The organism is Gordonia sp. BP-119, assembly GCF_016924115.1.
Lineage (GTDB): Bacteria > Actinomycetota > Actinomycetes > Mycobacteriales > Mycobacteriaceae > Gordonia > Gordonia hongkongensis.
The window spans coordinates 1-14,401 of sequence record NZ_JAFFZF010000069.1; the positions used below are offsets into that span (position 1 = coordinate 1).

Sequence of the window (14,401 nt, forward strand, 5' to 3'; positions counted from 1 at the left end):
CGTCATCACCGACGGCGACTCCTACCGCATGACACACCGAACGGAGGTGCCACCCACCTAGAACATCCCGCACAGGGTGGGGACTTTCACCTGGCCACCAGCGGGGACATCAAACTGGCCGTTGACAACCAGAGCACCGACTCCGTTCGACAACTGACGCGCGCCGTCGGCAAGTGCGCCGACGCCGGATTCGAGTTGCGAGAGCCTGTTCCCGAGGTCCTGTCCGCCGATGGCTTGTAGTGCAGAATCCAGCGTTTGAAGAGAACGCTGCAGCTGTGCAATGTTGGTCGAGCCTGGCGCACTCACGCGGCCGAGCTGCGCGGCAAAGTCAGCCACCCTCCCAAGCGACTGATCATCCGCGAGTGCCCGGATGTCGGCCATTTGCGCGCGCAGTGCCGAGCACTGCGCGATCTGCTGGCACCACGGATTGTCTAACGCGGACAACGCCGGCGCGACCGCATCTGCCGCAGACTGGGCCCGACGTGCGAGTTGAGACAGCTCGGGCGCTTGCTTGGAAAACTGTCTAAGCCTTGGGGCAGCGTTCGCCAGTTGGTTCACAAGCGGCCGATACTCGTCGAGCTGCGGGCCAAATGACGACACCTCGTCGAGCAACCCCGACAGCGGAGCGAGGTTGGAGGATATCTGGTCTTCTAACAGTGCCAGGCCTCCGGCGAGCTGCTCTGACCCCGTCTTCAGGACGGCCAGATCACCCTTGCGGGCCTGTCCATCACCGGTCTCCTCGGTGATCTTGGTACCGATCTGATCATTCTGCCAAGATAATTGCGCCTGCTCTAGCTTCTCACCGGTCGGCCGCGTCACGCCAATGACCCTGGTCACGCCGGGAATCTGCGCGACGCGGGAGGCTAGCTGGTCGAGGTCGGCAAGGCCTTGAGCCGTGCGCATGTCGTTCTCGGACTCCACCACCAAGAATTCTGAGATGATGATGTCTTTCGGGAAGTGGCGGTTGAGAAGCGCGTATCCTTCGTTGCTCCCTGTGTCAGGTGGCTGCCCCTCGCGATCGTCGTAGGTGATCTGAATTGTTGCGGCGACCATGGCGAGGCCGATCAACACGACCACACTGATCGCGAGCAGAGGGACCGGCCGCCGGATAACCATGACTCCGACTCTTCTCCAGTAATCCCGCGTCAGGTCACGGCGGGGAAGGCCGGCGCCTTTCTTGGCAGCGAAAGAGAGTACGAGGGGCAGCAATGTCACCGTCGCCAAGAATGCGAAAGCTATGGCGATTGCGCAGGCCGGACCCAAAGTGTTAAACACACTGAGCTTGGCGAAGGCCATAGCCAGGAACGCTAGGGCCACAGTGCCCGCCGACGCTAGAACCACGCGGCCGATAGTTGCATTCGCGTGGGCGATAGCGACATCAGGAGAGTAACCCGCTCGAATACCTTCATGATAGCGGCTGATGAGGAACACCGAATAGTCAACTCCGGCACCAAAGATGATGACGGTCATGAACATTGACGTGAACTGGGATACCGGCATGCCCAGCTCGCCCAGTCCAGATAGAACTCCGCGACCCACAGCCAAGCTCATGCCCACGACAAGCAGCGGCATCAGCGCGGTGAAGACCGAACGATAGACGATCAGGAGGATCACGGCGATCAGCAGCACGGTGGCAACAGTGATCAGGACCAGATCCGACTCGCCCACGGCGAGTTGGTCGCTAAAGGTCGCGGGCGGGCCTGTCACACGGACTGTCGTCCCACTGTCACGAAAGATACTCTCAGCGATCTCACGCACCGCTGCGACCGCCTCCGCGGTATCGGGTCCCCCGAGTGTGCCGGCCACTCCCACGGGCAGATACCAGGCTCGCGACAATACCTATCCGGGCTGTGCATGTGACGTTCCGTCGCTGATGTACTCGTACTCATTCGAGAGTCGAGGTAGCTGGTCGAAGGTGTGGTCGTCACAGCCAGAAATTGAGCGGTATCTACAGGATGTCGCGGATAAGCGTGGCGTGACACAAAAGATTCATTTCGGTCAGAAGTTGGTTTCTGGATACTGGAGCGAGTCGGAGTCGCGGTGGCACCTGCGTACTGAGTCCGGACGTGAGTACATTGCTCAGTTCGTGGTGTCAGGAGTCGGTGCGCTGCATATCCCCAATTTTCCCGAAATTTCGGGGATTGAGGACTTTAAAGGCGAAGCGTTTCACTCCGCACAGTGGGATCATTCGGTGGATCTGGAGGGCAAGCGTGTCGCCGTGATCGGCACTGGTGCCAGCGCTATCCAGTTTGTACCTTTCGTGCAGAAGGAGGCCATGTCCCTCAAGGTCTTCCAGCGAACCCCTGCCTGGGTCCTACCCCGCAAGAATTTCTCCGTTCCGCCGGCCCTGCGGACTCTTCTGGGTAAACTCCCGATTGCACGTCGTATCGCCAGGTGGTCGGTGTACTGGGGTGCGGAGAGCCTGGCCTTCGGCCTCAACGGTCACTCTAACCTCATGCGGCCAATTGAAAAGGTCGCTCGGTGGAACATTGAACGCTCCATCTCTGATCCGGCATTGCGCAAGAAACTGACCCCGTCGTATCGTATCGGCTGTAAGCGGATTCTGGGGTCAAACGACTATTACCCGGCGCTTGCGGCACCTAACACCACTGTCATCAGCGATCGGATTGAGAAGGTGACCGCTGATTCCATCATTTCTTCAGACGGTGTCGAGCATCTCGTGGACGTTATAATTTATGCGACCGGTTTTCACGTGACTGATGGTTTCGATCAGCTCGCCCTGAAAGGTGCCACTGGCGAGGATCTCCCGTCCCACTGGCATCAGACGGGGATTAACACGCACCTGGGCATCACGACCGAGGGTTTTCCCAACCTGTTTTTCCTCCTCGGACCCAACACGGGCCTCGGCCACAACTCAGTGGTGTTCATGATCGAGCAACAGATCAAATACATCATGAAGGCCATCGACACAGTAGAAAGCCGAGGCGCTGAGAAGGTTGACGTACGCCCGTCCGTGCAAGAACAGTTCAACACCGACATCCAGCGGAAGCTGGCCAAGGGAGTGTGGACCAACGGCGGCTGCACGAGTTGGTATCTCGACTCGCAGGGCGTCAACCGGACCGTGTGGCCGGGCTTCACATGGCAGTACTGGCGCGCCACGAAAGATTTCGAGCCCGCCGAGTACGACATCGCCTGAGCCCGAACGCACGGAGAGACACGATTCGAAGAGATGGTGGGACGACGGTGAGCAGTTCTAATCGGCATGACTATACCGGCAAGGTGGCAGTGATCACCGGTGCCGCGTCAGGGATCGGTCGGTCTCTGGCACTCCAGTTGGCGGAGCGAGGTGCCGCACTGGCACTGTCCGACATTGATGAGATGCACTTGAAGGAGACTGCAGAACTTTGCCGCACCACGCATGGGGCAACGGTAACCGCCGCCGTACTAGACGTTGCGGACCGCGCTGCTTTTCAGGACTATGCCGACGGAGTGCGGTCAGAGTCGGGCCACGTCGACATGGTGTTCAACAACGCCGGCGTGGCCTTGGGCGTCGACGTGGTCGACATGAGCTGGGAAGACTTCGACTGGCTCATGGGCATCAACTTTGGCGGAGTCGTTAACGGGTCGAAGGCGTTTCTGCCTCACCTGATCGCGTCCGGGGACGGACATCTCATTAACACGTCGAGCGTCTTCGGCTTGATCGGAATCCCCAGCCAAAGCGCCTATAATGCCGCGAAATTCGGCGTCAGAGGCTTCACCGAGGCGCTCCGACAGGAGATGAAAATCAGTCGATACCCGGTCACAGTGACATGTGTGCACCCGGGGGGTGTAAAAACCAACATCGTCAACAATGCCCGAGGCGTTTCCGCCATGGGGGCAGACACCGCGACTGTCGCCTCGCTGTTCGACAGGATCGCACGAAGCACCCCGGATAAAGCAGCGGCGACAATCCTCAAAGGTATGGACAAGAAGAGAGCGCGAGTGCTGATCGGTGCGGACGCCCGCGGTTTCGACTTCGTGGCACGGGTGATCGGTCCCCGCTACCAGGACATCGCGGCGCCACTGACACGAGCGGGTTACGCGGTCGCACGTAGACAGGGGATCCTCAAGTGACCGTCGAACCCGATTCACGTCCGGCTGCCGCGGCGGCCCGCTCACGCACCTTAACCGTCTCGGAAGTGATCCAGGAAACGAAAGACTCCGTTACCATTTCGTTCGAAATCCCCGACGCCATGGTCGAGGAATTCAAGCATACCCCAGGGCAATTCATCACCGTCAAGATCCCATCTGATCGGACCGGTCATGTCGCACGGTGCTACTCATTGAGCAGCTCGCCTCACGTCGACGACTTCCGTCTCGAGATCGGCATCAAGCGGACCGAGAACGGTTACGCATCGAACTGGCTGTGCGATAACGCGATTACGGGAATGGAATTGACCGTCCTCCCGCCGTCAGGGCATTTCACGGCGAAGAATCTCGACGTTGATTTTCTATTCTTCGCAGGAGGAAGTGGGATCACTCCGGTCTTTTCGCTGATTAAGTCGGCACTTGTGTGCGGCGGGGGCGAGGTCACACTATTCTACGCGAACCGCGATGCCGAGTCGATCATGTACGGGGGGCAACTGACGCAGATCGTCTCCGAGTTTCCTGAGCGTTTCACCGTCTTCCATTGGTTGGAGTCGGCTATGGGTATTCCGACGCCTCAGAATGTCGAGTCCGCCATACGTGAGCACCGCGGTGCACAGATCTTCACCTGTGGTCCGGCGCCGTTCATGGATCTGGTGCAGAAGTCGGCGGAGGCCTGCGGTGTCGAGCACTCCTCGGTACATCGAGAAGTCTTCCAGTCACTGACCGGGGATCCGTTCGATACAGCCACGATGCGTCAGCTTGGTGACGACGACGGTGTGGCGACCGCTACGGTCTATCTGAATGGGCAGTCCATCACGACTGAGTGGCCGCGCAACACGCCGTTGCTCGACGTGCTACTGGCCCAAGGCCACAATGCCCCGTACTCCTGCCGAGAAGGAGCCTGCAGCGCGTGTGTATGCAAGCTGGTCGAGGGTGATGTAGAAATGGCCCAGAACCACATCCTCGTTGAGGGTGATGTTGCCGACGGTGAACGGCTCGCATGCCAGGCACTTCCGCTGACGGATTCTGTCACGGTGAGCTTCGATGACCTCTGAGTTTGCGAGTGCGTCGCGAGGATCGCGTGACCTCGAGGTCCTTTCCTCCGACGGGACCAAGTTGTTCGCTCAGGAATTCGGTCCGGGCCGGGATGCTCCGCTCCTAGTCTTTAGTCACGGCTGGGCTTGTCAGGGACGTTTCTGGCGTCCGCAGGTCGAGCAGTTCGCGGCGACGCATCGGGTGGTGGTCTACGACCAACGCGGACACGGGTTGAGCGACCGGGGCCGGGTACCGTTCTCGGCGAAGCTCTTGGCCGATGATATGGAGGCCGTAGTCCGGGCAGTGGCGACTCCCGCCGACAAGGCTGTCGTGGTCGGACACAGCATGGGAGGCATGTCCATCATGAGTTGGGCGGCTGAGTACCCCGCCTCGGTTTCGGAGCTGGCCCGCGGAGTAGTACTGGCAAGCACCGGGCCATCACAGTTGGTGGATCGGTCTACATTGCTCAAGGTTCCCCGACAGCTACGACCGAGACTTGAGCGGGCCTTCGCGGCCAGTCTTGCAGTCGCCGGACCCGAGATGCAGGGGACGCGTTTGTCTCGCCGCCTGATTCGTTACGGAACCCTGGGCCCGGGCGCGACTGCCGAGGTAGTCGACGAGTGCGCCGACATCGTGTTGCGATGCCCACCACAGGTGCGCGGGATGTGGGGTTCAGTGTTGGCGACAATCGACGTCAGTAAGGGGGTTGACTCGCTGGAGGTGCCGGCGACGGTCATCGTAGGTGATGCCGACAGACTGACCCCAGCGACCCATTCAGTGGATCTCGCAGCGCGCCTGGGTCGGAAGGGCGTTCTATTTGAATTCACTCTTCTTGACAAAGTCGGTCACATGTCCAACCTAGAGGCCGTCGAAGACTTCAATTCAGCCGTGGCCAGATTAGACAAATCCGCCTGACGCGGGTCTCGTCGACCCAACCCATGTTCACTGGCTAGTGCGTCACTGGCGCGACAAGTCAGCCATCCTGATAACGTAGGAGGTCATGTCTGTAGTCCGTCGCATCTCCGCGGCCCCGGTGAAAGTGCAGCGACGTGTGCGCGACGCTCGAAGCACGCGCTGGGACGACCACCGCGCCGTCGTCAAAGCTGAACTCGTCGATGCAGCGATACGCGCGATCGAAAAGTTCGGCGATGCCGTGAGCATGGACGATTTTGCGGAAGAGGCTGGTGCGTCGAAGCCTAAGCTCTACCGCCATTTCGGTGACAGGGCTGGGCTCTACTCCGCCGTGGCAGCCCGTCTGGGTTCTATGATGTGGGAGTCAGCGCAGTCAACTCTGCTCTCCGGACAGGCAGACAGCACCGTCGACGAACTTTTCCGTTCAGCGGTGTCCGCATACGTATCCTTGGTTGATGAACATCCAGCGGTCGTCCGTTTCCTCATGACGAACCACATGTTCCAGTACTCTGAGTCCGGCGAGGGTGGGGCCGCAGATCAGCTGAGATCGGCAATGGAGATTATTTCCGACGAGTTCGCTCGTGGCCTCCGAGAGGTCGATGCCGAGGAGTCCCCCGTCGCCGTAGCAGTAGCCTCCATTCTGGGGGCTGGCCTATCAGCGACCCAGTGGTGGATCGATCACGGTCGGCAGAATGGAATGAGCAGGGACATGTTTGCCGCGCACCTGTGCCAGACCTCGTGGGGGATCATAGACGGCGCTGCAGCCACAGTAGGCGTTCGATTCCATAGGGACAGGCCCTTAGGCGACCCTGGATTCGCCACTCGCCTCGACGCCGTCTGATCCCCTTCGTACGGGTGGTCCGCCCTGTGTCACGCACGCGGCAGAACTGCTCACACAAACGGAGCGCATTTCACAATCCTGACTGCTGGCTGTCATGGGGGATCATCCTTGGTCGCCGCTCATCTTAGTAGCGGAGCGCTACAGACGGTACTGTTGACGACAGTGCCACAGTCGTGGCGGCACTCATAAGGCCCCCCTCGAGCCTTCCATCGGTACCGCCACTGGCAGTTTCGTTCTGTTACCGACGGTATTGGTGTGCAGTCAGAGGTTCTTGATTTGGTTTCGTAGGGAGTGGCCAGGGTGGAAACCATCGATTTCGACGATGTTGACCCGAGGCGGGTTCGGTCGCGTCAGCGTTTGTTGGATGCTGCGGTGACCTTGCTGAACAGTGGCGGGGTCGAAGCCGTTACCGTGGAGGCGGTCACTCGACTGTCTCGTGTTGCTCGCACCACCTTGTATCGTCACTTCGAGAGCTCCACAGATCTGGTGGCGGCTGCCTTCGAGCGATTGTTGCCTCAGGCCGAGACCCCCGAGACGACGACGTCGATCCGTGATGACCTGCTGAAGCTGATGCAGCGGCAGGCTGAGCTTATTGAGCATGCACCGCTGCAGTTGACGACGCTGGCATGGTTGGCAATGCTTCCCGAGCAGCCCCGGCAATCCGGGCAATCCGACGGGGATCAGAACGCGCTCGCGCCACTGCGTCGTCGAGTCGTCGAGCAGTATCGAGAACCATTCGATCGAGTTTTGACGAGTGACGTGGCCACGGCTGAGCTCGACAACTTCGATTTGACCATGGCTGTCACCCAGCTCGCGGGCCCGCTGATCTTTGCCAAGCTCACGGGCATTCGGTCGATGACCGTTGGCGATCTCGAACAGCTTGTCGACGATTTCCTCATGGCCCACCGGCGACACCAAACCTCCTGACCTCCTTCCCCATCTACGGTACTGCTAGTACCGTAACGATACCGTCGGTTTCGTAGACGGGCTGGGTCGAGGGTGAGGTGCTGCATATGGTGGTCCAACGTCCAAGTGGTGGGCGCTTGGCGGCGCGCCGGTTGGCGGAACGCAGCGAGTACAGCACGACATTGGGGCGGTTGGCACGGTTCACCTTGGCGCACAGATTCCTCGTCATCGGGGCGTGGGTGGCTGTGGGTATCGTCTTGGCGATTCTGTTTCCCCAGCTGGAGACGGTGGTGCGGCAGCAGTCTGTTGATCCGATCCCTGCTGGGGTTCCATCGTTTCAAGCACTCGATCAGATGGGTGGTGCGTTCGGTGAGAAGGGCGCCAAGACCACTGTTTTCGTGACCATGGAGAACCCGAACGGGTTCACCGACGTGGCGCGGGAACGCTACGACATGCTCGTTCTGCAGCTGCGCAAAAATTTCGACGATGTGCAGTCAGTGCGGGATTTGCTTTCCGATCCGACGACGGCCGGCCAAGCCTTGAGTGAGGACGGGCAAGCCTGGTACCTGCCTGTCGGGGTCACCGGAACATTGGGAGGGCCAACGGCCACGCATGCTGTGGAGACCGTGCGCCAAACCGCGCAGCGCGTGTTTGACGGTACGGGCACCACTGTCCATGTCACCGGGCCGACAGCCACTTTCAGTGACCAGATCGTCAGTGCTGAAAGCGATTTAGTCGTGATCACTCTGGCGACGGTGGCGCTTATCGCGATCATTCTGTTGATCGTTTACCGATCGCTGTTCACCGCGCTGGTGCCGTTGTTGGTGATCGGTGTCAGCCTCGGCGTGGGCCGTGGCATCTTGTCCGCACTCGGCGAACTCGGTATGCCGGTATCGCAGTTCACCGTCGCGTTCATGACCGTCATCCTGCTCGGAGCCGGGGTCGACTACTCAGTCTTCTTCATCAGTCGCTATCACGAACGGCTACGCCAGGACGCCACCACCGAGGTTGCGCTCGTGGACGCGACAGCAACTATCGGACGGGTCATCCTGGCTTCAGCTGCCACGGTGGCGCTGGCCTTTTTGGCGATGGTCTTTGGTCAGCTGAGCGTGTTCTCCACCTTGGGTCCGGCATGCGCGATCGCCATCCTCATCGGATTCCTCGCCACGGTCACCCTGCTACCACCGGTGTTGCTGTGGGCGGCACGATTCGGCTGGGGCGCACCCAGGCGAGATCTGACCCGAAAGTACTGGAATCGCGTCGCCGTGCTCGTCGTGCGGCGTCCTGTGCCGCTGCTGGCACTAACCCTGGTCGGGCTAATCGTGCTTAGCGTCTTCGCGACGGGCATCCAGATCACCTTCGACGATCGTGAGGGGCAACCCGCGACAACCGACAGCAACGAAGGCTACGCGTTGCTCGACCGTCATTTCCCTCAAGACGTCACTATCACCGAGTTCCTCGTCGTAGATGCACCGATCGATCTCCGTACTGCCAGCGGGCTGGCCGATCTTGAGCAAATGGCCTCACGTGTATCCCAGATCCCCGGAGTGACTCGAGTCATCGGCGTTACCCGTCCCACCGGGGACAAGCTCGAGCAAGCCGAGCTGTCCTGGCAGAACGGCCAGATCGGGAACCGGCTGGCGGGTGCGGTCGACGATGGCCAGAACCGCCGCGGTGACCTCGAACAGCTCCGTACAGGCGCATTCCAACTCGCCGACGGGCTTACTCAGCTCGACACCCAGGTACGCACCAACTTGGCCCCCCTGGCCGGCATCCTCGATCAGGCAAGCACAGCCGGGCAGCAAATTCAGCAGTACCAGCCACTACTACGCCAACTCGCCGCATCTGCACCAGCGCTCGATCGCGCTTCTCAGAATGCCCCACAGCTGGCCGCGCTCACCCGCCAAACATCTGCAGCCCTGGCAACAGTGACCTCGATCCTGCCCATCCTCGATAATGCGCCCTGGTGCACCCAAGTCCCGCAGTGCGCAGCTCTGCGCGCGCAGACCCGCAATCTCGACGCCCTACTGAGCAACGGGACCCTCGACCAGATCGCCACGCTGTCAACACAACTCGCGCAGCTGGATACACCGATCTCAACAGTCACCGACCAACTCACTTCCACCGTCAACTCACTGGGCTCCACGCTGGGAAGCATCAGCAGCCAAGACCTTCCCGGCAAGCTCACCCAACTGCAAACAGGTATCAGTCAACTCGCGGCGGGATCACGCCAACTCGCCGCCGGTGTATCCGCGCTGATCGACAGCAACCTTCAACAACTCGCCGGGATGGCCGCGCTAGCCACACAACTACAAACCTCCGCCCGCGAGACCGCCGGAACAAACTCAGCAACCGGCTTCTACCTCCCACCTCAGGCCAACGCAGACCGCCGTTTCGTCGACGTCGCTCGCCAGTTCGTCTCGCCCGACGGCCATACCGTGCGCTACGCAATACAAACCAGCTTCGACCCCTACAGCACCGAGGCCATGCAACTGGCCGACACAATCACCGATGTCGCACTCGCCGCCAGACCGAACACAACCCTGCAGGACTCCAACATCGCGACAGCCGGGTTCCCCGCCATCAACGCCGATCTGCAACGTCTACTCACCGAAGACTTCCGACTCCTAGCGTTGGCCACCCTCACCATCGTCGGCCTGATCCTGATACTCCTACTCCGAGCACTCATCGCGCCGCTATACCTTCTGGGCACCGTCATACTCAACTACACCGCGGCACTGGGTATCGGCGTCCTGATCTTTCAACACATCCTCAAAACCGACATCGCCTGGCCCGTACCACTACTGGCCTTCATAGTCCTCGTCGCGGTCGGCGCCGACTACAACATGCTTCTCATCTCTCGCCTACGCGAAGAATCCCAAAACAACATCCGCATCGGCGTCCTGAGAACCGTCACCAACACCGGATCAGTCATCACCTCGGCCGGCCTCATCTTCGCTGCCAGCATGTTCGGACTCATGGCCGGATCCATCTCGATCATGACCCAGGTCGGACTCATCATCGGCATCGGCCTGCTGCTCGACACCTTCATCGTCCGCACCATCGTCGTGCCGACCATCGCCACACTTGTCGGCAGAGCAAGCTGGTGGCCGAGTACCCGAACCGACACGCATCCAGCGTCCCGCTAGTACGCACGCACGTGCCGAGATCTGACCGGCCCCGCCAGTCATCCAGCCATCGCGCCCACCTCATCGACTGACACCCGCTCGACGGTCGGCCGCGGCACCACACCCGACCCACGTGCGAGCGCCCCTCGCGTCGTTGACGCTGGTAGAACTCGCAGGAGGGCCCGTCGCGGCGTTGGGGACTGTCGCTGATTCGGTGTAAGTGGTTTTGATCGCCCCCGGCGTGGGGCAGGAGGAATCACGACGATGACCGACACAATCGGGGGCGTGGATGCCCCGGTGGCAGGGCCGGTTCAGACCGGTCAGGAACACGATGTCACCACCGCGGATGCGGTGCGTGAGCTCTCGAAGGCCGAGCAGGCTTTGGTGAGCGATCTGGTACGTAGCTCACGCGCTCAGGGAGTGGCTCTGACCGGTCCTGACGGGCTGCTCAAAGCGCTGACCAAGAGCGTGCTCGAAGCCGCGCTCGATGAAGAGATGACCGAACATCTTGGCTATGACAAACATGACGTGGCCGGCCGCAACACCGGCAATTCACGCAACGGCACGCGCACGAAACGGGTCCTGACCGACGCGTGCGGGCAGGTGCCCATCGAGGTGCCCCGCGACCGCAACGCCACCTTCGACCCGGTAATTGTCGGTAAGAGCAAACGTCGCGTCACCGATGTGGATCGGGTAGTGCTGTCGCTGTATGCCAAAGGCCTCACAACCGGCGAGATCTCAGCGCATTTCGCCGATGTCTACGGTGTCAACGGCGGCTGAAAACTGACCCCTTATCGACGGTTGAATTTTGACCCCCTTTGGTGTGGTTACTGGTCGGTGTTGACGAGTTCTCGTCGGGCTTTGGTGCGGTAGGAGTCGCCGTCGATAGCGATGACCTCGGCGTGATGGACGAGGCGGTCGATGAGTGCGGCGGCGACGACGTCGTCGGCGAAGACTTCGCCCCAACGGCCGAATGGCATGTTCGAGGTGATCAGAATCGAGCCTTGTTCGTAGCGACTGGCAATGAGTTGGAAGAACAGGTTGGCGGTGTCGGAGTCGAATGGGAGGTAGCCGATCTCGTCGATGATGATCAGTCGGTAGCGGCGGAGCCGTTTGAGTTCGGCGGCCAGGCGGCCGGTGGTGTGTGCCTCGGTCAGGCGGGTGGCCCATCCGGTGGCGGTGTCGAAGAGCACGGGGTAGGCGTTGTGTGCGGCTTTGATCCCGAGCGCGATCGCGAGGTGGGTTTTTCCCACCCCGGGTGGTCCGAGAAGGATCACGTTGTCGCTCTTGGCGATCCAGGTGCTGGTGGCCAGGTGGGCGATCACATCACGACGCAGTCCTGGAAGGTGGTCGAAGTTGAAGTCCTCGAGTGTTTTGACCGCAGGGAAGCGCGCGCCGCTGATCCGCAGCATGGTGCCGTTGGCTTCGCGTTCGCTGACCTGGCGGTCAAGAATCGCTGCGAGGTACTGCTCGTGGGTCCAGTTGTCGGTGCGGGCCCGCTCGGCCAATTCCGCCCAGCATCGGCGGATCGCTGGCATCTTCAACGCCCGCGCCGCGAACTCGATCCGTTTACCTGTTTGATTGTCGGACACAGTCTTTCACCTTTCAATGCTGGTGGATGTGGTGGGCGGGTGAGCTTGGGGCGGGGTGGCAAAGTTCACCCCGAACAGCTCGTCGTAGTCCGGTAACGCCCGGATCGGCACCTCGTGGCCATCAGGGTGGGCGCGGATGCGGGCGGCGTTTCGGGCCCGGTTGGCGAGGTCTTGGCGGCGGTAATCGCGGCGCAGTTCTTTGGCTGCTCGCACGTGCTGAGGGTCGGCGATGGTGACGTGGTTGGCCCAGCTGCGCGCGTGGTCGGCGACGGTGACCTCGCCGCAGAGGATGCGCACCTGCTGCAGGTCGGCAGTGATGTCGACGAACCGACCGATCACCGACGGGTGCACCGAATAGTCATTGCCGGCTACACGTACGTAGTAGTCGCGACCGAGTCGCACCCGGCTACTCAAGCCGATATGCGGTGCGGTCGGAGGTAGGCCGGTCATCTGCTCGAGGTCCTCGGCGAACACGTCACACGGGCGTCGATCACCGATCGCGCGCACCACTCGGGTGTTGGCATGATCGGCCAGCCACCGATCGAACTGGGCGGTGAAATCGGCCGGTGAGCTGAACTGGCGGCCCGGCAGGAACGAGCTCTCGAAGAACCGGTTGTTGCGTTCGACCATGCCCTTGTACTCGGGGTCTCGCGGTGGCGCCAGCTCCAGCCGCGTACCCAACGTGCCCACGAAGCCGGCCGCCAACGCGGTGGGTGTGCCCTTGGGGCCGATCGCGGCTTCGCGGTCCCACACCAGTTTGCGGGTCACCCCGCCCAGTTGCGACAGCAGCAGCCACATTCCCGTCAGGATGTCTCCGCCCTGGCGAGACGGGATCATCACCGCCGACCGGTACCGGGAGAACGCCAACGTCATCACCAACACCAGTAGCATGGCGAACTGATTGTGGCTCAGAGGGATTCGGTAGTCCGGAAACCACAAATCCCACTGTGAACAGCCGCCGGGCTGATAGATCACCCGATCGGCTGGATCTACCCCACGAAACTCTGGACGAATAGCCCGGACCCGGTCTTTGAGGACCGTCAACGACCTCGTCCACCCAACCCGCTCGGCGATCACCGTCGCCGGCATCGTCGGATACTCCCGCAGCAACGCCCGGATCTGCGGTTCGAACGCGTCGACCGCCGAGCCCGTCGCCGGCCGCGAGTACTTCGGCGCGGTATCCGAAGCCAACGCCGCACGAACGGTGTTGCGGGCCACCCCCAACCGGCGCGCGATCTCCCTGATCGGCACACCCTCACTGCGATGCAAACGGCGGATCTCTGCCCATTGCTCCACTGAAATCACCCTCCTAACAAGACGGGGGGGTCAAAATTCACCCGTCGTCAGGGGGTCAGTTTTCAGGCGTCGTCAACATACGGTGCGTCGGTATCGAAAGACTGAATCGCCCCGGGTTTGCTGGAGGCTCGGTTAGTTGGTTCCAGCGTTTGCGGGGACCGGGTTCTCACGGTAGCTGGTGACGGTGTGGGTCGACCAGTAGGCGCTCTCGTACTCGACGGGTGGGACGTGTCCGATCTCGCCGTGCAGGCGGCGGTGGTTGAACCATTCGACGTACTCAGCGACGGCGATCTCGACCTCGCCCACACCTGCCCAGCCGCCTCGCGGGCGCATCACGGGGTTACGGATGCATTCGGCTTTGAACAGCGAGTTGAACGCCTCAGCCATCGCGTTGTCGTATGAATCCCCTTTGGAGCCAACAGATGTCACCGCTTCGGCTTCGGCCAGTCGTTCGGTGTAGCGGATGGCTCGGTATTGGGCGCGTTCAATCGGTCGATGCAACACTGGGTTGTTGTAGCGAGTGTAGTTGTTCGCCAAAGACTTCGGCGGGAGTTTTCCATCCAAGGACTTTTCTAGGACGGTTGTTGAGGGTGTAGGCGATG

The 14,401-nt window shown here is 61.1% G+C and carries 9 protein-coding genes and 3 pseudogenes; 8 read left to right on the plus strand and 4 right to left on the minus strand.

Annotation, left to right across the window (positions count from 1 at the left end; all coding sequences use genetic code 11):
- Positions 1-126: 126 nt before the first annotated feature.
- Positions 127-1,830, minus strand: a pseudogene (locus JW364_RS23150) (MMPL family transporter); the annotation flags it as partial.
- Between JW364_RS23150 and JW364_RS23155 the strand changes: the two are divergent.
- The 8 genes and pseudogenes from JW364_RS23155 to JW364_RS23190 form a co-directional block, all read left to right on the plus strand.
- Positions 1,829-3,157, plus strand: a pseudogene (locus JW364_RS23155) (flavin-containing monooxygenase); the annotation flags it as partial. The pseudogenes JW364_RS23150 and JW364_RS23155 sit on opposite strands and share 2 nt — an antisense overlap.
- Positions 3,158-3,204: 47 nt before the next feature.
- Positions 3,205-4,074 carry an SDR family oxidoreductase gene (locus JW364_RS23160; protein WP_004021763.1) on the plus strand — a complete coding sequence of 290 codons (870 nt, stop codon included), beginning with the start codon at positions 3,205-3,207 and terminating at the stop codon, positions 4,072-4,074.
- Positions 4,071-5,144 (plus strand): ferredoxin--NADP reductase, encoded by a 1,074-nt coding sequence (locus tag JW364_RS23165; protein WP_004021762.1) that lies wholly within the window; start codon positions 4,071-4,073, stop codon positions 5,142-5,144. Before JW364_RS23160 ends, JW364_RS23165 begins: the two co-directional genes overlap by 4 nt.
- Complete coding sequence (locus tag JW364_RS23170; protein ID WP_004021761.1) at positions 5,134-6,039, plus strand: alpha/beta fold hydrolase; 906 nt, start codon at positions 5,134-5,136, stop codon at positions 6,037-6,039. The genes JW364_RS23165 and JW364_RS23170 overlap by 11 nt, the downstream gene beginning before the upstream one ends.
- 85 nt (positions 6,040-6,124) lie before the next feature.
- Positions 6,125-6,877 (plus strand): TetR/AcrR family transcriptional regulator, encoded by a 753-nt coding sequence (locus JW364_RS23175; RefSeq protein WP_004021760.1) that lies wholly within the window; start codon positions 6,125-6,127, stop codon positions 6,875-6,877.
- Between the two features lie 300 nt (positions 6,878-7,177).
- Complete coding sequence (locus tag JW364_RS23180) at positions 7,178-7,804, plus strand: TetR/AcrR family transcriptional regulator (RefSeq protein ID WP_004021759.1); 627 nt, start codon at positions 7,178-7,180, stop codon at positions 7,802-7,804.
- Between the two features lie 86 nt (positions 7,805-7,890).
- Positions 7,891-10,932, plus strand: a complete 3,042-nt coding sequence (locus tag JW364_RS23185; RefSeq protein ID WP_068972655.1) for an RND family transporter — start codon at positions 7,891-7,893, stop codon at positions 10,930-10,932.
- 243 nt (positions 10,933-11,175) lie between these two features.
- A pseudogene (locus JW364_RS23190) lies at positions 11,176-11,682 on the plus strand (transposase); the annotation flags it as partial.
- Positions 11,683-11,738: 56 nt separating this feature from the next.
- On the opposite strand, the gene istB reads toward JW364_RS23190, so the two are convergent.
- From istB to JW364_RS23205, 3 genes are all read right to left on the minus strand, one after another.
- Positions 11,739-12,503, minus strand: a complete 765-nt coding sequence (istB, locus tag JW364_RS23195) for an IS21-like element helper ATPase IstB (protein WP_068972656.1) — start codon at positions 12,501-12,503, stop codon at positions 11,739-11,741.
- Between the two features lie 6 nt (positions 12,504-12,509).
- Complete coding sequence (gene istA, locus JW364_RS23200) at positions 12,510-13,808, minus strand: IS21 family transposase (RefSeq protein ID WP_189340157.1); 1,299 nt, start codon at positions 13,806-13,808, stop codon at positions 12,510-12,512.
- A 123-nt stretch (positions 13,809-13,931) separates the two neighbouring features.
- Positions 13,932-14,186 (minus strand): IS3 family transposase, encoded by a 255-nt coding sequence (locus JW364_RS23205; protein WP_040527186.1) that lies wholly within the window; start codon positions 14,184-14,186, stop codon positions 13,932-13,934.
- Positions 14,187-14,401 lie beyond the last annotated feature (215 nt).

Excerpts from the sequence above, each read along its gene's own strand:
- JW364_RS23170 (WP_004021761.1), top strand. The coding sequence starts at position 5,134 with ATGACCTCTGAGTTTGCGAGTGCGTCGCGAGGATCGCGTGACCTCGAG.
- JW364_RS23175 (WP_004021760.1), top strand. The coding sequence starts at position 6,125 with ATGTCTGTAGTCCGTCGCATCTCCGCGGCCCCGGTGAAAGTGCAGCGA.
- JW364_RS23185 (WP_068972655.1), top strand. The coding sequence starts at position 7,891 with ATGGTGGTCCAACGTCCAAGTGGTGGGCGCTTGGCGGCGCGCCGGTTG.
- JW364_RS23205 (WP_040527186.1), bottom strand. The coding sequence starts at position 14,186 with ATGGCTGAGGCGTTCAACTCGCTGTTCAAAGCCGAATGCATCCGTAAC.